Raw genomic sequence first — 18,299 nt, 5'->3', positions numbered from 1 at the left:
GCCGTTATCCGCAGGTGATGGCGCGGTAGGACGCGTCGATGCCGGAAGCGCTTGCCGCACCGGCCGGGATCGCCGCCTTCCGGCTGGTGAAGGCCTGGTAGGCCGACTTGCCGGGCGCGACGTTCGCGACCGATTTCGATCCGTAGGCGGTGACCAGCTCGACGGTGACCGGCTCATCGCCGGTGTTCTTCGCCGTGACCGCGACGTGGGCGGTCGTCGCGATGCACTGCGACCTGGCCGTCACCTCAAGATCAAGGGCGGGGGTGGGTACGTCGTACACCTCCCACTCCTGCACCCCGGGAGCGCCCTTGCCCTCTTCCGTCCCCGACGCGGTGAGCAGCGCCCGCAGCTTCGTGGTGGTCACCTTGTCGAACGTCACGGTGTTCCACCCGGTGGCCGACGTGCCGTAGGCGGTCGCGTTCGTGATGTCCCTCCACCGTGTGCCGTCCCAGTGCTGCAGCTTCCAGGACGCCGGCGGGGCGACGCCGGCCCCGGTCTCGTCGAGATCCTCGGCGAACCAGATCCGCGAGCGGTCCACCGCCACCGGCGACGACCAGTCCAGCTGGATCCACTGCTCGCCCACCTGCGGCCAGGTGTTCCAGACGTCGGTGTTGGGGCCGGCCGGTCCGGTCGGTGCGACACCGTCGGCGATGTTGTCGGCGGTGACCCAGCCGGGCGTGTACGACGCGGAGGCGGTGGCCGCCCGTGCCACGTTGACCGGGGCGTGCCCGGCCTCGACGGTTGTCGTGCCGATCGCCGAGGCGTTGCCGGCACGGTCCACCGAGCGGTACTCGACGGTGGCCGCCGCCGAGCCGACCGCGACCGGGCCGGCGGTCGTGGTCCAGATGCCGTCGCCGATGCGGTACTCCACAGTGGCGACACCGGAGAGCGCATCGGTGCCGGTGATCGTCAGTTCCCGAGCGTCCTTGTCAAACGTCGCCTTGGCGGTCGGGGCGGTCCGGTCGATGCCGGCCTTCCGCTCGGTGACCGCGGAGACGTTGCCGGCGGCGTCGGTGGCCCGCGCCCGGATCGTGGATTCGCCCTCGTCGGTGAGCGTGATCGGGCCTGAGTAATCGGCCCAGCCCGCTGCCCGATCTATCTCGATTCTTGGCGAGCTATCGCGGTTGTCCGTCGCACTCGCCGTCACTGTCACGTTCGCGTTCGTCCACGGCGCGTCGGGCGAAGCCGTCAGCGTAGTGACCGGCGCTGTCGTGTCCTGCTGACCGCCCGCCCCGACCGTGACCGTGGCGACCGCGAGCTTGTCGGTGCCGGCGACCTGCCCGGTCACCTCGAACGTGCCCTCGTTCGCATAGGAAGCCGGGTCGATCGGCGCCCAGCTCACCCCGACGCCACTCTGCCGCGACCCGTCGTTGTAGCCGACCGTGACACCGGACGGCAGGACGGGAGCCACTCCGGGCCCTGTGCCGACCGCCACCCTGTCGATCGTGTTGATCTGCACCGGCGCGTTGCCCCGTACCCAGATGTGGGCTTTCGCGGTGATCGCCGTGCCGGCCACGAAACCGGTGACGGTGAAGTCGCCGATCTGGGCCACCCGATCGGGGTCGATCGCGCTCCAGGCGACCGCGACCGGCAGCGTAGCCCCGTCGGCGTAGGTCACGTCGACGGTCGCCGGCAGGGCCGGCACCACGCCGGTCGCCGTCCGCACGTCAGCGGTCCGGATCGAGCTGGCCGGGGCCGCGAAGACCCGCCACTCCGTGACGCCCACCGCCGACCAGCGGTTGCCGGCCGCGTCGGGCAGGGCGTTGAAGGTGGCCCGCAGCCGGGTCGTGGTGACCGGGTCGAACGTGACCACGTTGGTGCGTCCCCGGACCGCCGGGGTGAACCCGGTGCCGCCGGTGGTGTCCTGCCAGGCCGTGCCGTCCCAGTACTGGATCTTCCAGCTCTGCGGCACCGCGACGCCGCTGCCGCCGGTGGTGCTGTCCGACCAGAAGTCGATCGACGCCCGGTTGACCCGGACCGAGGTCGGGAAGTCGTACTGCAGCCAGCGGGTGGACGGCTCGTTGCCGGTCCAGGTGGCCCAGATGTCCGGGTTGGCGCCGCCGGTGAAGAACGGCGCCTTGTCGTCGTTGACGGCGTTGACGTTGTTCCAGCCGGCCGTGAAGCTCGCCGACGGGGTCGCCGGGGCAGCGATGTTGATCTCGCCCTCGACCAGCGCGGACGCGTCCACCACGAGGTCCTTCGTGGAGGTCTGATCACCGGACGTCACGGTGAGCCGCAGCGTGTGCCGGCCCGGCTGGGTGAACCGGGCGATCGTGGTCGGCGCGGACGCCTGCTCGAAGGCGACGGTGCCGCCGTTCGGCGCGTCCACCACCGACCAGGACGAGGTGATCGCCGTGCCCGGATCGCCGTCGTCCTGGGCGAGGCCGAGCAGCCGCACCGAGCCGTCCTGCTGGTAGGTCGAGTCCACCCACGCGTCCGCCAGCGGCGGCGTGTTCTCCGCCTCCGGTGCGGCCGTGCCGCTGTCGAAGGCCTGGATCTCCTTGATGCCGGTCCGCGCCCCCGCCGCGTGCTGCACGGTGACCCGCACCTTCTCCGCGATGACCTCGGGGAATCGGACCTGATTGAGATTCCCCCGGGGGTACGCGGGAATCCGCGCCTGGTCCGGGACGCCTCGCCAGCCGTCGCCGTCGTGGTACTCCACGGTGAACTGCGCGGGCGGCGCGTAGCCCTGGACCGTGGCGGCCGACGACGTCTTGTAGAAGTGCACCCGTACGTCGTCGATCGTCCGCTTGCCCTCGAGGTCGACGGTGATCGTGTCGGTGGCGTCCGGGGAGCCGGCGGTCCCCCAGAACGGCTCGTTCACGGTGGTCCCGTTGACCGCGCCGGCCGGCGTACGCCCGGCGGCGGAGAAGGTGGCGGTGACCGGGCGGCCCTCGGCGACGTTCGGCGCGGGGTTCATGCCGGCCTTGGCCATCACGTCGGTGACCCGGGCGTCCGCCGCGAAGGTGACGTCCTGCGGCGCCTTCAGGCTCTTCTCGGCCACGTTGGTGACGGTGATCCCGGCCGCCGCGGTGACCTGGCCGGTCGCCGGGTCGTAGATCAGCTTGCCGAGCTTGTCGGCGGTGAACGCCAGCTCACCGTCGAGGTAGACGGAGTAGCCCTCGGGCGTGCCCGTGCCGTAGTGCCGCTCCCCGCCCGGCGCGTCCCAGACGACAGTGAGGTCCCGGTCGCGGTACTTGATGTTGTTGGCGGTGAAGTGGTCCCAGCCGATGTCGATCGGGTCCAGCTCGATCTTCGTGTCGTCGCGGGGGCGCAGGCCCATCGCGTCCTCGATGACGGTGAAGTTCGTGGCGCCCAGGATCGTGTGGTGGATCCACGAGCGGTACCCGATGCTCTGGTTCGCGGCCGAGCCGTCGGCCCAGAACTCGTTCTGGTCGGGGTACCGGTTGTCGCCGTTGTTCTGGTAGTGCGCCCAGGCGTTCCAGTACAGCAGCTTCTTGTACCACTCGGCGCCGAGGTACCGCGTCGGGTAGTCCCGCAGCACCGACGAGAGCATCCGGAACGTCACCGTCGAGTTGATCACGGAGAAGTTGTTGCTGCCCGGGTCGCCCTGCGCCGCGGCGGCCGCCTTGTCGGCCTGGTTCGCGGTGGTGAACGGGAAGATCGGGTACTGCGTGTCGTCGGCGAACAGCCGCAGCGCCTCCACATAGGGCTGGTCGTAGTCCGGGTCGCCCGGTTTCGGCATCAGGCCGACCGCGAACGGGTAGTAGTTGTTGATCTCTTTCCACGGCACCAGCGCGTCACCGGGCACGTTGCGGTGCTTGAGCAGGTTGCCGTACAGGCCCATCTCGTCCGGCGTGGTGCGGGCCGGCTCCCAGAGATGTTCCAGGACCGCCGCCTTGATCCGTGCCGCGAACGCGTCCATCTCGGCGGCCTTCGCGGTGTTCCCGGCGGTCCGGTAGGCGGCCGCCGCGGCCTTCGCGTTGGAGTAGAGGTACGCGTTCTCGGTGCGGTCCATGTTCTGGTTCTTGCGCCAGTCGAACGACACCGCGTCGGCGTCGTTGCCGGTCATCGCGCCCCAGCTGTACTCGATCAGGTCGTTGCCGTCGAAGTCGTACGCCTCGAGGAGGCCCTTGACGTCGTCCTCGGCGTACTCCGCGAGGTTCTCGGCGATCGCCGCCGGCCCGCCGTGCAGCTGGTACGACCGCCAGGCCGCCTCGGAGATGTACTCCGTGTAGCTGTTCGACCAGTTCGCCGGGTCACCGGGGTTGTCGACGTACTTCGAGCTCTTCGCGACCTCGCCGGCGGAGACCCAGGAGCCGTAGGAGTACGCCGGGTCGCGGAAGTACTTGAGGTCGTCCACGAACATGCCGGTGGTCAGCACGATCGCGTTGTTGTAGCCGAGCACACCCTCCATCGCGGTCGGGAACTGGTAGTCGTTGCCCGGGATGTCCGCGTCGAGGAAGTTGAACCGCATCAGCCACCAGCGGTAGAACAACGTCTTGTCGATGTTGTTCTCCGGGGTGTCCAGATAGGGCACGTTCTCGGCCCACCACCGGTTGTACGCGGTGACGTGCCTGGTGTACGCCGCGGCCGGCGCGAGGTCCCGGAACGCCGCGTACTCGCTCGCCGACGCCGGGATCTCCGTCGCGACGAAGCCGAGCTGGACCTTGGTACGCACCGACCCGCTCGCCGGCACCGCGACGGTCCGCCGCAGCGTGCCCTCGACCGGTGTGAACCCGTCACCGGAGAACCGCGGGAACAGGTCGGTCAGCTTGTTGAACGACCGCACCGCGCCGGTCAGCTCGCCGTTGCCCGACTCGGCGGTTCGCGCGAACGGCGAGCTCGCGGTGAGCGTCACGTCCTTCGCCCCGCCGGTGCTGCTCACCTCGAGGTCGGTGACCGCCACGTTCTGCTCGGTGATGTACTTCGTCTGCACGACCCGCAGGCCGGCGGCGCCGTTGGTGAAGACGCCCCGCCAGTAGCTCGGCGTCTGCTTGCGCTGAGCGGCGTCCTCACTCAGGGTGATGTCGGCTCCGCCGACCGAGAGCGTGATCGTGTACGCCCCCTGCCCGCCCGCGATCGACTCGATGTAGGCGACCTCGCCGCCGAAACCGAGCGTCGCCGGCTGATGGGTCTTCATGAAGACCGCGCGGCCGCGGCTGAACAGGTACTGGTTGGCGTCGGAGTTGGATCCGCCCGGCGTGGTGCCGGTGCGGGCCAGCATCGCGTCGATCCAGAAGTCGTTGCCGGGGCTGCTCCCGGCGCCGGCCGCGACGTCGGCGTCGAAGATCGCCTGGAGCTGGTTGCGGGCGTGATAGCCGGTGCGCTCGTCCGGCACCGGTTCGGCGCTGCCGGTGAAGACCGGGTACGGCGTGCCGCTGGTGGGGGCCGCCTGCGCGGCGGCGGTCGCCTGCACGGTGGGGGCCGCCTGCGCGGCGGCGGGGACGGAGCCGAGGCCGGCGAGGAGGAGGCCGGCGGTCAGAGCGGCTAGAGGGGATCTCGGTATCGCGGGCGCTGTCACAAGCGGACGCCTTTCGCCTCTTCGGGGCAGGGAAATCGTCGCCTCTTCCGGGCAGGGAAGATCGCCCGGAGCGGTGGCTGCTCCGAGTGATTGACGAAAACCTTTTCGGGAATGCTTGCAGCACGTTGCGATCGTGTCAACAGGCAGGTTTCCCCAGCTTGTGGGCTCGCAGATAACGATCCTGGTGCGTACCCGGACAACGTCACCGAAAAAGCAAAAGCACCGCCCGGCGGGTGCCGGGCGGTGCTCGCTAGTGCGTGGTTCAGCCGATCTTCACGTTGAAGACGGGGTTGGCGGCCAGCTTCTTGAAGGCAGCGAGGCTCGCCGGGGTGCTGTTGATGCTGATGTCACGGTCGCCCTGGTCGTCCTTCTTCGTGTCGAAGTGGACGATCGCCTTGATGGCGGGGCGCTTGGCGAGCTCGGGCAGGACGTCGTTGTAGACGGCGTTCTTGTCGGCGTACTTGCCGACGCGGTGGTAGCCACCCCACTCGGCCAGCATGAACGGCTTGCCCGGCGCCTTGGCGACGGCCCAGTCGTAGAAGCCGACGCCGCCCTTGGGAGCACGGTCCAGGATGTCGCCGAAGTCGCCGAAGTGGTAGTAGCCCTTCTCGACCGAGACGTAGGAGTCCAGACCCACCCAGTCGACGACGTCGTTACCCGGGTAGAGGTCCTTCCACCAGCTCTGCGCCATCCACTTCTCGTTACCCATGTACGCCATCACGTTGACCACGTTCGTCACGCCCTGCGCCCGCAGGCGGAGGATGGTGTGGCGGTACATCGCGGCGAAGTCCTTGGCCTCCCAGCCCGACCCGCGCTTGGCGACGACGTCGTTCTCCGGCTCGTGGTTGAGAACCAGGAAGAACTTCTTGCCGTACGCCTTCGCGCGCTTGGCGAACGCGTCGATGCGGGCGTCCTGCTCGCCCTTCGCGACCTTGGCCCAGTTCGAGCCGTACGCGATCTTCCAGTTCTCCAGCAGCACGCGCGGCTTCGCCGGGTCGTTGGTCATGGCGATCTCGGCCTTGGTCGGGAACGCCTCGTTGCCCTTGTGGTACTGGTGGAAGATCGTCGCGGTGCGGCCGCTCAGCTTCTCCCAGTCCTTGAGCGCCAGGTCCCGCGGCGTGTCGGTGAAGCCGCCGGCCGCGCCACCCCAGAGGACGTTGCAGGACGGGACGAGCTTCGCGTTCGTGACACAGTTCGTGCCGGCCTTCGGCGCCGCCCCGCCCGCGTTCGACGTGACAGCGTCGCCGGTCGCGGCGGTGGTCAGGAAGGTCAGCTCCGGGCCACCCTTGGCCTTGTTCTCGGCCGACTGGAACTTGATGGCCGCGGTCGCGGACACCGCGAACGAGTAGGTGCCCGGGCCGTAGACCTCGGCGCTCAGGTCGAACCCGAGGCTGGTGTCGCTGCTCTTCGGGCTCACCGAGGCGATCGGGAGGCCGAGCTTCGGAGCGTTGGCCGCGGACAGCTTGCCCTCGGTCCAGGTGTTGTCGAGAACGCGGGAAACCGTGACCTTGCCGGTCGGCTTGCCCAGCGCGCTCAGGAACAGCTTCGCGTCCTGCACATCGGTGCCGGCCGGAATGGTGAACTTCAGGAACGACGTCTTGACGTCATTGCCGACCTTGCCCGCGACCAGCTTGTCCTCGGTGCCGAACGAAGCGGTCCTGCGGGACGACGAGGTGTAGCTGTCGTCGCCGGCGGCGACGGCCATCTCCTTGGTGCCCTTGGTCTTCTTCACGGCAACCGCCTGAGCGGTCGCACCCGGCGCCAACGCGGCAGCAGCGCCCGCGAAAACGGCGGTCAGAGCTGTCAGGTGCTTCGGCAGCTTGGCACGTCGCATTCTGAATCTCCCCCGGTCTGTCCGGCCGTTGTCGGCCGGGCATGTGAAAGAGATTGCGGGTCGCAGGTTGCGGGTCCAGTACCAGGACAGGTGCCGTGCGGTTGCAGCGGCTTTTTCTTTTCCGGGGGTGGTTCGCTCAAGTGGCGGGGCCCGGTGCCGACTCTTCTGGTCGCCTTCCCCGGCACCCGTCCCCCGCCCCGCCAACCAGCCACGTTTTCCCTGCTCAGACCCTGTCCCCCGCTTCTCCCCTACCCCGGCACACGGTGTGCTCCCGTCCCCCCGGCGCGGGCGCACCGTGCGCCCCCGTCCTCCCCGCCTGAGCACACCGTGTGCCCCTGTTCTCCCCCGGGCATGGGCACACGGTGTGCTTGCGCGCCGGGCCTCCCGGGCGGTAGCCATGGGGGCATGACGCTGATCATCGACGGCCACAACGACCTGCCGATGCGGCTCCGCGCCCTCCACGGCTCGAGCGTCGCCGGCCTCGACCAGCACCGCCCGTCCCTGCACACCGACCTCCGCCGCCTGCGCGCCGGCGGCGTGGGCGGACAGTTCTGGTCCGTCTACGTCCCCTCCGACCTGCCGGAACCTGTCGCGCTCACGGCCACCCTCGAACAGATCGACCTGGTGCACCGGATGGTCGCCGCCTACCCCGACGACCTCGAGATCGCGCACACCGCCGCCGACGTCGAACGGATCATGGCGGCCGGGCGGATCGCTTCCCTCATCGGCGTCGAGGGCGGCCACTGCCTGGCCGGTTCGACGGGCGTGCTGCGCTCACTCGCGCGGCTCGGCATCCGTTATGTCACGCTTACCCACAATCACCACACCGCCTGGGCGGACTCCGCGGCGCAGCCGCCGGCAGTAGGCGGCCTTTCGGCCGAAGGACGCGACCTGGTACGCCAGATGCAGCGCATCGGCGTTCTCGTGGACCTCTCACACGTCGCGCCGGTCACCATGCACGCCGCACTGGACGTCGCGGACGCTCCGGTGATCTTCTCGCACTCCGGCGCCCGCGCCGTGACCGATCATCCCCGCAACGTCCCCGACGACGTGCTGACCAGGCTTCCCGGCAACGGCGGAGTCGTCCAGCTGACCTTCGTGGCGCCCTTCGTCTCGGCGGCAGTCCGGGACTGGGCCGCCGCTGCCGATGCCGAGTGGGCGCGCCTCGGACTGCCCGCGCTCCTCGACGAGTGGCCCCGGTCACCCCGCCCCGGCGAGGACCCCACCGCCGTACCCGTGATCCCGGCGCCCGACCCGGCCGCCGAGCCGGCGTTCCGTGCCTGGCTTGCCGCGCACCCGAAGCCGGTCGCCACGATCGCGCAGGTCGCCGACCATGTCGACCACGCCAGAGCGGTGGCCGGCGTGGATCACGTGGGCCTCGGCGGCGACTTCGACGGCACATCCGAGGTGCCGGCGGGCCTGCCGGACGTGTCGGGATATCCGCGATTGCTGGACGAGTTGCGCGGCCGCGGATGGTCCGAGGCCGACCTGACGAAGCTGGCCTCAGGCAACATCCTGCGGGCGATGCGGGACGCCGAGGCGCGTGCCGGGGAGAGGCTCTGGCCCGTACCCTCGTAATCGTTTGTCGGTTTTAGCCGTTTCAGTCCTCCGGGCGGTCGGCTTCGGCGGGATTCGGGGTCTCCGGGCGGCGAGCGCGCGGAGACCGCTGCCGCGGGGTTCGCGGCGGCTTCGGGACGGTACTGCTCTCTGCCGGAGTCCCTGCGGCACTGTTCTCCGCCGGAGTCCCTGCGGCACTGCTCTCCGCCGGAGTCCCTGCGGCACTGTTCGGCGCAGCGGCGTCCGGCGTTGTCGCGTCCGGTGCGCTCCGGGCTCGCGGAACGCGGCGCCGCGAGGCGGTTTGTGCCGGGGTGACCGATGCGTCGTTCCCCGTGGCCGGCTCCGCCGATGCGGCGATCACCCCGGAGGACTGGCCGGTGCCGGTTTTGTCCCCGGCGTCCTCGGCCTCCTCGCGCTTCGCCGCCTCCTGCGACTCCGCGTCCGGCTCCACGGCCCTCTGCGGCTCGGGCTCCCGCGCCTCCACTCCGTCCAGGTCGCCGCGTTCCCGCGCGTCCCGGTCCAGCCCCTCATCCAGGTCGCCGCGCTCCGGCGCCTCGCGGTCCAGCCCCTCGTCCACGTCCAGGTCGCCGCGTTCCCGCGCCTCGCGGTCCAGCCCCTCGTCCACGTCCAGGTCGCCGCGTTCCCGCGCCTCGCGGTCCAGCGCCTCCTGCGAGGACGGGCCCGAGGCCGGAGGCTGGCCGGAACCGATCACCGCGTACACCTCGGGGCGCCACCGCCGGAGCTTCCTCCCCCAGCGCACGCCCACCAGGAACAGGATCAGGAAGGCGAGCGGCGGCGACCACACCTTCAGCAGGTTGTCCGAATCCAGCAGGATGCCGAAGGACGCCACGGTGAGCAGCAGGATGAGGCTCAGGAAGACCACCGAGATCCACGGCGCGACGGCGCGGCGCCAGCGGGTCTCGCCGTGATCGCCGCGCCGGAAGTACCGGACCACGGCGATCGACGCGATCGCCATCAGGATCAGGACGCCGAGACCGCCGGAGACGGTGCCGAAGAAGAACAGGTCCGTGGTCGGGTTCCAGGAGAAGAGCGCGAACAGCAGGAGCACTCCGAGAGCGACGCTGGACTGGGCGGACGAGGCGGCGACCGGGACGCCGTCGCGGGTGCGGGCCAGCGACGGCGGCAGGACGCCTTCGCGCGCGACGGTCAGCGCGTACCGGGCGACGGTGTGGTGGAAGGCCAGCATCGCGGCGAACAGGCTCGTCGCGAAGAAGATCCGCCCCAGGTCGATGATCACCGACGGCAGGTAGGGATCGGGCAGGTAGAAGAAGAGGTCGTCGAGGTGGTCGCCGGCGATCGCGACGATCTGGTCGTAACCGGCGACGACCGACATGACCCAGGCCGTCCCGCCGTAGAGCACGGCCGCGACCAGCAGGGTGAGGCCGATCGCCCGGGACACCGTGCGACGCGGGTCGCGGGCCTCGGCGGCGTAGACGAGCGGCGCCTCGAAGCCGACCATGCCGGCGACCGCGGCGACAAGCAGCGCGACCCCGCCGGCGCTGGCGATCAGCCCGGGGTTGAGGGTCCCGAACGATACCGTGCCGCCCGCCGGATGGGTGACCATCACATAGTCGAAGACCAGCACGATCAGCACTTCGGCGCAGACCAGGACGGTCAGGATACGAGCGTTCAAATCGATGTTCAGCCGGCCCAGCACGGCGATCAGCGCCCACCCGAGCAACGCCCAGATGACCCACGAGACCTCGATGCCGAAGATCGCCATGGCGTTGTGCGTGGCCACACCGAACGCGCCGTAGAGACCGATCTGCATGGCGTTGTAGGCGAGCAGCGCGACGAACGCGGTGCCGACGCCGGCGGGACGGGACAGGCCTGCCGCAGCGTACGCGTAGAAGGCGCCGCTGTTCGGAACGTGCCGTGCCATCGCGGCAAGACCCACCGCGAAAACGCCCAGCACCGCTGCGACCAGGATGTACGCGACCGGGATGCCCTTCTCCTCCACCTGCCCGTAGCCGAGGGGCAGCGCCCCGGCCACGACGGTGAGCGGTGTCATGGCGGAGACCGCGATGACGAAGATCGGCCACGTGCCGAGGCGGCGCTCGGCGACCGGCTGTGGCATTGGCGCCTCCTAATCAACGGGTTGACCGTCTCCCATCATTACGTCCACAGCGGATCAGCGATATAGAAACCTCTCGATCATGACCGGTCGGGTTTCGGCAGGTTCGCCGTTGGGTAGGCTGCCGGCATGCCGATCGGACCGCAGCCAAAGGGACGTCGCGGCACGGTCGAGGAGCCGTACAGCCCGCTCAACCTGCGCCTGGTCCTCGCCGCGATCGGGCTGGTCGTCTGCACGGTCCTGTCGATCCTGCTGTTCCGCTCCGGGTGGACCGTCCCCGGCTGGCTGCTGGCCGCCTGGGCCGTGGCCGCCCTGATCGACATCGTGGTCGTGCAGCTGCGCCGCCGCGCCCGCAAGCGGGTCGAGGGCGGCCGCGACCACTCGCTCTTCGAGTGAGGCCATTTCTCACGCCAGACCCGCGTCGTGCACCAGCAACGCGACCTGCACCCGGTTGTTCAGGTCCAGTTTGGTGAGGACCCGGGACACGTGCGCCTTCACCGTCGCGACCGACATGTAGAGCTCGGTGGAGATCTCCGCGTTCGACTTGCCCTGCGCCACCAGCACCGCCACCTCCTTCTCCCGGACGCTGAGCCGGTCGAGCAGCTCGTCCGCCTGATCACGGGCGGGCCGGGGATCGGCCGCCACGTGGGCGATCAGCTGCCGGGTCACGCTCGGGGAGAGCGTCGCCTCGCCCTGCGCGACTCGCAGCACCGCATCCTTGATCTGGCCGGGCGGGGTGTCCTTGAGCAGGAACCCGCTGGCGCCGACCCGCAGCGCCCGCAGCACGTACTCGTCCGCGTCGAACGTCGTGAGCACCAGCACCTGCGGTGCCTCGGGCCGCCGCCGCAGCCGCTCGGTGGCGGTCAGGCCGTCGACGCCGGGCATCCGGATGTCCATCAGCACCACGTCCGGCTGGTGCGCCGCGACCGCCGCCGGCACCTCGCCACCGTCGGCGGCCTGGCCCACGACCTGCACGTCGGTGCCGCCCGACAGGATCATCGACAGCCCGGCACGCACCAGCGGATCGTCGTCCACGATCAGAACACGCACCGGGCTCACGACGCCTCCCCGCGGTGCACGACGGCCGGGCACGTGGGCGCGCGGTGCACGACGACCGGACGCGGGCTCCAGCGGTTCACGACGGCCGGACGCGGGCCCCAGCGGTTCACGACGGCCGGACGCGGGCCCCAGCGGTTCACGACGGCCGGACGCGGGCCCCAGCGGTTCACGACGGCCACGGGAGCCACGCGGAGAGGACGAACTCGTTGCCGTGACGGCCGTGCGCGAGCCGCCCACCGGCGAGCGTGGCCCGCTCCGCGAGACCGATCAGGCCCATCCCCGTACCCGGAATGGCCGGACCGGCGGCGCCGGGGCCGCGGCCGAGCCCGGCGGCTGCGGGGACGGCCGCGTCGGGAACGCTCACCGGCATCGGGTTACGGACCTCGATGGTCAGCCCCTCGGCCACCCCTCCGCGGACGGCCACCGACACCCCGACACCGGGGGCGTGCTTGCGCGCGTTCGTCAGGCCCTCCTGAATGATCCGGTACGCCGCCCGGCCCGTCGCCACGGGCACCGCGTCGGGCTCGGCCGTCACGTTCAGCCGTACCCTGATCCCCGCCGACCTGCACTCGTCGGCAAGCGCGGGCAATGCGCTGAGGGTGGGTTGCGGCCGTTCCGGCGCCTCTTCCTCGTCGGGCTGCGTGGTGCGCAGCACGCCGATCACCGCCCGCAGGTCCTGCAGCGCCTGGTGCGCGCTCGACCGCACCACCGCGGCCGCGCCGGCGATCTCCTCGGGCGGGGCGCCGGGACGGAACTCCAGCGCTCCCGCGTGCAGGCTGAGCAGGGAGATGCGGTGCGCGAGGACGTCGTGCATCTCGCGGGCGATCCGGGTGCGCTCGAGAACCCGGGCCTGCGCGACCCGCAGCTGTTGCTCGGCCTCGGCGCGCTCGGCCCGCTCCCGCCAGCTGACGATCAGCTGGCGGCGTGACCGGACCAGCATGCCCCAGAGCGCCGCGACCACGACCATGATGTTGCCCCACCCGAAGTTCTCCCAGAACCCGGCGCCGACCGGCTCGGCCCGCACCGCCGCGAAGACAGTGTTGACGCCGCAGACCGCGACGACATAGGCGGCGAGGACGCTGAACCGCCGGTGCACCGCGACGGTGAAGACGATGATCAGCAGGGTGATGCCGCTGGTGATCGAGAAGAACGCGAGCGCCAGCAGGTAGAGCGCGAGCGGGGTGAGGAACCGCCGCCGCCACCAGAGCGCGACACCGGCGATCGCGCCGAGCACTCCGTCGACGATGACCAGCCAGAACGGGGTCCCGACCCACTCGCTCAGGACGGCCGGGTCGGGGTCGAGGAGATCGGCGGCCAGCAGGACGGCGGAGCCGAAACCGAGCACGAAACAGAGCGTGTCGACCAGCCAGTCGCGCGTGGAACGCCGGGTCGGCACCGGCCCGGCCGGGTCCGCGGCCAGCGCGGACGGCCAGAGCCAGCGGTACTCGGTCAGCGACGCCCCCATGCGCTCGACTGTACGGACGGGGCTCCCGCGCCGATACCGACCAAAGTAGTAACCGAAGTATCGACCAAGGATGAACGGCATCGACCGTCGGCCGAAGCGGCAGCCCGGCACCGGCCCGCAGTCTGTTTCCATGATTACGGTCGAGAACCTCACCAGGACGTACGGCGCACAGCGCGCCGTCGACGACGTGTCGTTCACCTGCGAGCCGGGCACGGTCACCGGTTTTCTCGGGCCGAACGGCGCCGGCAAGTCCACCACGCTGCGGATGATCTGTGGCCTCACCCCGCCCACCGCAGGGCGGGCCACCGTCTGCGGCATGCCGTACCGGCAGCTCGGCAACCCGGGCCGCCGGGTCGGCGTGCTGCTCGACGCGTCCGCCCAGCACGCCGGGCGCACCGGCCGGGAGACCCTCGCGCTGGCCGCCATCACCATGGGGCTGGACACCGGCCGGGTGCCGGAGCGGCTGGCCCGCGTCGGCCTGGACCGCACCGCGGCCAAGCGGCGGGTCCGGGCGTACTCGCTGGGCATGCGGCAGCGGCTCGGCCTGGCGTACGCGATGCTCGGCGACCCGGCCGTGCTGATCCTCGACGAGCCGGCGAACGGCCTCGACCCCGAGGGCATCTTCTGGATGCGGGGGCTGCTTCGCGAGTTCGCCGATCGGGGCGGCACGGTGCTGCTCTCCTCGCACCTGCTGCGCGAGGTGGAGGCGGTCGCCGACCGGCTCATCGTGATCGGCCAGGGCAAGATCCTGACCCAGGGCGACAAGGAGCAGTTGCTCAGCGCTGCCGGCACTGTCGTGCGGGCCACCGATCCGGCCGCCCTGGACGCGCTGCTCGACCGGATGGGCGTGGCAGCGACCCGCTCCGCGGACGGCACCCTGCTCGTTCCCTCCGACGCCCAGACCATCGCCCAGGCCGCCGCCAGCGCCGGTGTGGTCCTGCTGGAGCTGCGCCCGGCCGGCGCCGGCGGCCTCGAAGAGATGTTCCTGCGACTCACCGCCAACAACGGCCTCGAGGAGGTCAGCCGATGACCGTCGTCGCGAACCAGACCGTTCCACTCCCCCGCCTCACCGTGGTCGAGCTGCGGAAACTCGCGGACACCCGGGCCGGCTTCTGGCTGCTGCTGGTGATCGGCCTGGCCACCGTCGGCACCTCCGCGATCCTGCTCGGCTGGGCCGAGGACGCCGAGCAGACGTTCGAGGCGTTCTTCACCTTCGGGCTGGTGCCGTCCGCGGTGCTCCTGCCCGTCCTGGGCATCCTCTCGATCACCAGCGAGTGGTCGCAGCGCACCGCGCTCGCCACCTTCACCCTGGTGCCGGCGCGCGGCCGGGTGGTGCTGGCGAAACTGATCTCCGGGACGATCATCGCGATCGCCGCCACGGCAGCGACCGGGCTCCTGGCGGCGGTCGGCAACGTGATCGCCGGGATGCTGGGCGGCGACGCCTCGTGGAGCATGGACAGCAGCCTCGTCTGGCAGGGCCTGCTGCTGCAAGTGATCTTCGTGTTGATGGGCATCGGTTTCGGCGCCCTGCTGCAGAACACGCCCCTCGCCATCGTCATCTACTTCGCGCTGCCGACGGTCTGGTCGATCCTCGGCGAGACCATCCGCGGACTGCGCACCGCGTCGGAGTGGCTGGACCTCAACGTCACCTCGCAGGTCATGACGGAACCCGATATGACCGGCGGTGAATGGGCCCGGCTGGGCGTCTCCGTGGCGGTGTGGGTGGTGCTTCCAGTGCTGCTCGGGACGGTGCGGGTGCTCCGCCGGGAGGTTTCCTGATCCACAACGGTGGGTGTTGGCGTCACGATCTCGCGATCGCGGGTAGCGTCGCGAGACGTGACGCGTACCCTTTTTGCGAGCTTCGCGACTATTGCCGTTACCATCCCGCTCTTGGCGGCTCCCGTCTCCGCCACACCACTCGCCACGGCCCCGGCTTCGCCCACGCCGCGACGCGGTGTCCCGGTCTCCGCCGCGCCGACGCCTTCGCCGGCTCCCTCCGCAGTCGTCCCGTCCACGCTCGTCCCGTCCACGCCCGTCCCGTCCACGCCCGCTCCGTCCACGCCCGCTCCGGCGGCGCCTGCCGAGGACGCCCGGGATCTGACGCCGCCGACCCGGCTCACCCTCAACGGCGAGCCACTGCCGCCGGCCACCTACGAGCCGGGGCCGCTCGGGCGCCGCGCCGCGCCCGCGACCCCGCCGGTGGGCACCGTGCGCAGCTGGGCCGGGCTCAACGAGGTCGAATCCGACGTCTACCGCAAGGATTACGTGCTGCGCGCGGTCGGCGAGCACATCGAGGTCTGGGTGGCGAAGGATCTGGGTTTCCCGATCGGCGACTGCCGCGGTGACGCCGCCACCGAGATCACCGACGCCCAGATCGCCGGCCTCGTCCGCGAGTTCGACGAGAACATCTACCCCACCGAGACGGCCGCCTTCAGCACGCCGCCGGACCGCACCGGGGCGAACGCCGCCGTCGACGGCGACTTCACCGGCGCCGGCAACCGCACCGTGACGCTCGTCGACAACATCCGCGACGACAACTTCGTCAGTTACCCGGAACGTCCCACCTATATAGCCGGGTTCTTCTCCGAACAGCTCAACGAGCTTTTCGACCGGAACGTGATAACCATCGACGCCTTCGACTGGGCGCATCGGCTGGGCGCCGATCCGGCACACCAGCCGACCGAGGACCTCTGCACCAGCCGCCCGGCCCGCCCGCGGATGTACGAGTCCACCTTCGCCCACGAGTGGCAGCACCTGCTCAGCTATTACGCCGACCCGAACGAGGAGAACTGGCTCGACGAAGGGCTCAGCGATTACGCGCAGACCCTGACCGGGTACGTCGACTCGCGGCTCGGCGTCTACCACCGCGGTTTCGACAACCACCTCGCCTGTTACCAGGGTTTCGGCGGGGTGAAGACGGCGAACAACCCGAATCCGCGCGACTGCGACGGACCGGCGAACTCGCTGAACCTGTGGAACGAGGGCAGAGCCGACGCCGTCCTCGCCGATTACGGCATCACCTATCAGCTGATGCTGTACCTGGGTGATCGGTTCGGGCCGGGGGTGCTCTCCGCGTTGCACCGGGACGCCGATCACCGCGGCCTCGACGCGCTCGCGGCCGCGCTGCCGGCCGGCACCCGGTTCTACGACGTGCTCCACGATTTCCAGACGATGACGCTCGTCGACAAGTCCGCCGGCGAGCCGGGCAGCGTGCTCAAGGGCGCGAGCCGCGACCGGGTCACCGCCGGCAGCCTGCGCTCCACGGTCAACCTCAGCAGCGCGGGCTCGCACGGCGCACCGGGGGCGCCGCCGAACGGCGCCGATTACGTCCGGTTGCCGACCACGCTGCGCTCGGTCAGTTTCCAGGGCGCCGCCACGCTGCCGCCACTGCCTCTCGGCTGGACGATCGACAAGGGCATGCTCTTCTCCGGCAACGCGTCCAGCCTCGACACCACCGCGGTGCGGGCGGTCGACGTGCCGGTCACCGACCCGAACCTGCGCTTCACCACGACGTACGCCCTGGAGAAGGATTTCGACTACGGCTACGTGACGATCTCCACCGACGGCGGCCGGACCTATCGGGCGGTCGCCGGCGACGCGACGGTCGCCGGACCGCTGGGCGCGGCGATCACCGGCCGGGCCACCGGCGCGACAGTGCGGTACGACCTGTCGGAGCACGCCGGGAACCGGGTCCTGCTGGGATTCCGTTACGTCAGTGACAGTGCCGTCAACCAGGGCGGCTGGCACATCGGCGATGTCACGGTCGGCGCGCGGAAGATCGGCAGCGCCACCCTGGACGAGTGGCGGTCGCCAACCCAGGTCCGGCCGACACCGGTGCACAACTGGCACGTCATGCTGGTCGGGCTGGGCCGGGCACGCGCCAAGATCGTGCCGCTCGAGGACTTCGACAGGCTGAACGATTATCCCAAGGTCGCGGCGATCGTCGCCTATGACGAGCCGACCGGGACGGCCGAGCAGTACGCCCCTTACACCCTCGTGGTGAACGGCGAGACGCTGCCTCGGGACGAGCCTGCTCAAGCGGGCGGCAGCACGCCGTAGATGGAAGCGGTCGAGCCGGAGCCGGCGCGATTGATCTGCCCGCCGCAGAGGACGTAGGCGCCCGTGGCGGGCAGGTCGGCGAGGTGCGCGAGGACCTCCAGGCTGATCCGCCGGCGCTGGTAGACCAGCCTGGAGACGGTGAAGCCGGTGTCGGTGCTGACGTCCGGGCTGAACGCGTCGGTGCCGGTGCCGCCCCGCTCGCCCAGCCGGCCCGTCTCGATCAGCCATCGCACCGTCTCCGGCGCGAATCCCGGGTGGACGCCGAAATCCCTGGTACCGAACCTCTCCTCCCACCCGGTCCAAATGATCACCACTGACTCGGGTGGGATCCGGCCGTGCCGGGCCTCCCAGGACTCCAGATCCGCGATCGTCACCGCGTAACCCGGGTCGGCGGCGCACTCCCGCCGCACATCCACCCGCACGGCCGGGCGGAAGAGATCCGCCGGCGTCAGATCGTCGGCGAGGCACTCGCCCGCGTTGAAGTGGCCGGGCGCTCCCCAATGGGTGCCGGTGTGCTCGCCGGCCCGCACCATCCGCAGGTAGAAGCCGTCCCGTTCCAGGGTCGCCACCGTTTCCAGCTCGAACGGCGGGTCGCCCGGATAGACACTCATCCGCGCCGGGTCGTTGACGTGCGACAGATTCACCAGCCGCAGCCGGTCCAGCATCGTTCCTCCCGGACCTCATCCCATCACCACCACCGTTTCGCGCTTCGCCGGGGTTCGAGATTGACAGTGTCACGGTGACA

Annotated in this window: 11 protein-coding genes; 5 read left to right on the top strand and 6 right to left on the bottom strand. The window is 70.5% G+C overall.

The window, feature by feature from the left end; genetic code table 11:
* Positions 1-4 precede the first annotated feature (4 nt).
* Together AB0F72_RS22675 and AB0F72_RS22670 are read right to left on the bottom strand one after the other, a co-directional pair.
* Positions 5-5,485, bottom strand: coding sequence for an Ig-like domain-containing protein (locus tag AB0F72_RS22675; RefSeq protein WP_360434694.1), 5,481 nt, complete (start codon positions 5,483-5,485; stop codon positions 5-7).
* A gap of 262 nt (positions 5,486-5,747) precedes the next feature.
* Complete coding sequence (locus tag AB0F72_RS22670; protein WP_360434691.1) at positions 5,748-7,319, bottom strand: DNRLRE domain-containing protein; 1,572 nt, start codon at positions 7,317-7,319, stop codon at positions 5,748-5,750.
* A gap of 405 nt (positions 7,320-7,724) precedes the next feature.
* Between AB0F72_RS22670 and AB0F72_RS22665 the strand changes: the two genes are divergently transcribed.
* Positions 7,725-8,897: a dipeptidase gene (locus AB0F72_RS22665; protein ID WP_360434688.1), complete on the top strand. Its 1,173-nt coding sequence runs from the start codon at positions 7,725-7,727 to the stop codon at positions 8,895-8,897.
* 22 nt (positions 8,898-8,919) lie between these two features.
* Here the strand turns inward: AB0F72_RS22665 and AB0F72_RS22660 are convergent, their stop codons facing one another.
* Positions 8,920-10,974: an amino acid permease gene (locus AB0F72_RS22660; protein ID WP_360434685.1), complete on the bottom strand. Its 2,055-nt coding sequence runs from the start codon at positions 10,972-10,974 to the stop codon at positions 8,920-8,922.
* Between the two features lie 126 nt (positions 10,975-11,100).
* On the opposite strand from AB0F72_RS22660, the gene AB0F72_RS22655 reads away from it, so the two are divergent.
* Positions 11,101-11,367: a hypothetical protein gene (locus AB0F72_RS22655; RefSeq protein WP_360434682.1), complete on the top strand. Its 267-nt coding sequence runs from the start codon at positions 11,101-11,103 to the stop codon at positions 11,365-11,367.
* A gap of 9 nt (positions 11,368-11,376) precedes the next feature.
* On the opposite strand, the gene AB0F72_RS22650 is transcribed toward AB0F72_RS22655, so the two are convergent.
* Positions 11,377-12,030 (bottom strand): response regulator transcription factor, encoded by a 654-nt coding sequence (locus tag AB0F72_RS22650; protein WP_360434679.1) that lies wholly within the window; start codon positions 12,028-12,030, stop codon positions 11,377-11,379.
* Positions 12,031-12,196: 166 nt separating this feature from the next.
* Positions 12,197-13,495 carry a histidine kinase gene (locus tag AB0F72_RS22645; RefSeq protein WP_360434676.1) on the bottom strand — a complete coding sequence of 433 codons (1,299 nt, stop codon included), beginning with the start codon at positions 13,493-13,495 and terminating at the stop codon, positions 12,197-12,199.
* Positions 13,496-13,625: 130 nt separating this feature from the next.
* Between AB0F72_RS22645 and AB0F72_RS22640 the strand changes: the two genes are divergently transcribed.
* The 3 genes from AB0F72_RS22640 (at position 13,626) to AB0F72_RS22630 (ending at position 17,554) form a co-directional block, all read left to right on the top strand.
* Entirely contained in the window at positions 13,626-14,525 is a 900-nt protein-coding gene (locus tag AB0F72_RS22640) for an ATP-binding cassette domain-containing protein (RefSeq protein WP_360434673.1), read from the top strand.
* Complete coding sequence (locus tag AB0F72_RS22635; protein WP_360434670.1) at positions 14,522-15,274, top strand: ABC transporter permease; 753 nt, start codon at positions 14,522-14,524, stop codon at positions 15,272-15,274. The genes AB0F72_RS22640 and AB0F72_RS22635 overlap by 4 nt, the downstream gene beginning before the upstream one ends.
* Positions 15,275-15,385: 111 nt before the next feature.
* Positions 15,386-17,554: a peptidase M6 immune inhibitor A gene (locus AB0F72_RS22630; protein ID WP_360434667.1), complete on the top strand. Its 2,169-nt coding sequence runs from the start codon at positions 15,386-15,388 to the stop codon at positions 17,552-17,554.
* On the opposite strand, the gene AB0F72_RS22625 is transcribed toward AB0F72_RS22630, so the two are convergent.
* Positions 17,530-18,219 carry a cyclase family protein gene (locus tag AB0F72_RS22625; protein ID WP_360434664.1) on the bottom strand — a complete coding sequence of 230 codons (690 nt, stop codon included), beginning with the start codon at positions 18,217-18,219 and terminating at the stop codon, positions 17,530-17,532. The genes AB0F72_RS22630 and AB0F72_RS22625 overlap by 25 nt on opposite strands.
* Positions 18,220-18,299 lie beyond the last annotated feature (80 nt).

The organism is Actinoplanes sp. NPDC023936, assembly GCF_040639325.1.
Taxonomy (GTDB): domain Bacteria; phylum Actinomycetota; class Actinomycetes; order Mycobacteriales; family Micromonosporaceae; genus Actinoplanes.
The sequence above is the reverse complement of the archived record's forward strand: the minus strand, read 5'-3'. Positions and strand labels throughout refer to the sequence as shown.

Excerpts from the sequence above, each read along its gene's own strand:
- AB0F72_RS22670 (WP_360434691.1), bottom strand. The coding sequence starts at position 7,319 with ATGCGACGTGCCAAGCTGCCGAAGCACCTGACAGCTCTGACCGCCGTT.
- AB0F72_RS22665 (WP_360434688.1), top strand. The coding sequence starts at position 7,725 with ATGACGCTGATCATCGACGGCCACAACGACCTGCCGATGCGGCTCCGC.
- AB0F72_RS22660 (WP_360434685.1), bottom strand. The coding sequence starts at position 10,974 with ATGCCACAGCCGGTCGCCGAGCGCCGCCTCGGCACGTGGCCGATCTTC.
- AB0F72_RS22655 (WP_360434682.1), top strand. The coding sequence starts at position 11,101 with ATGCCGATCGGACCGCAGCCAAAGGGACGTCGCGGCACGGTCGAGGAG.
- AB0F72_RS22645 (WP_360434676.1), bottom strand. The coding sequence starts at position 13,495 with ATGGGGGCGTCGCTGACCGAGTACCGCTGGCTCTGGCCGTCCGCGCTG.
- AB0F72_RS22640 (WP_360434673.1), top strand. The coding sequence starts at position 13,626 with ATGATTACGGTCGAGAACCTCACCAGGACGTACGGCGCACAGCGCGCC.
- AB0F72_RS22635 (WP_360434670.1), top strand. The coding sequence starts at position 14,522 with ATGACCGTCGTCGCGAACCAGACCGTTCCACTCCCCCGCCTCACCGTG.
- AB0F72_RS22625 (WP_360434664.1), bottom strand. The coding sequence starts at position 18,219 with ATGCTGGACCGGCTGCGGCTGGTGAATCTGTCGCACGTCAACGACCCG.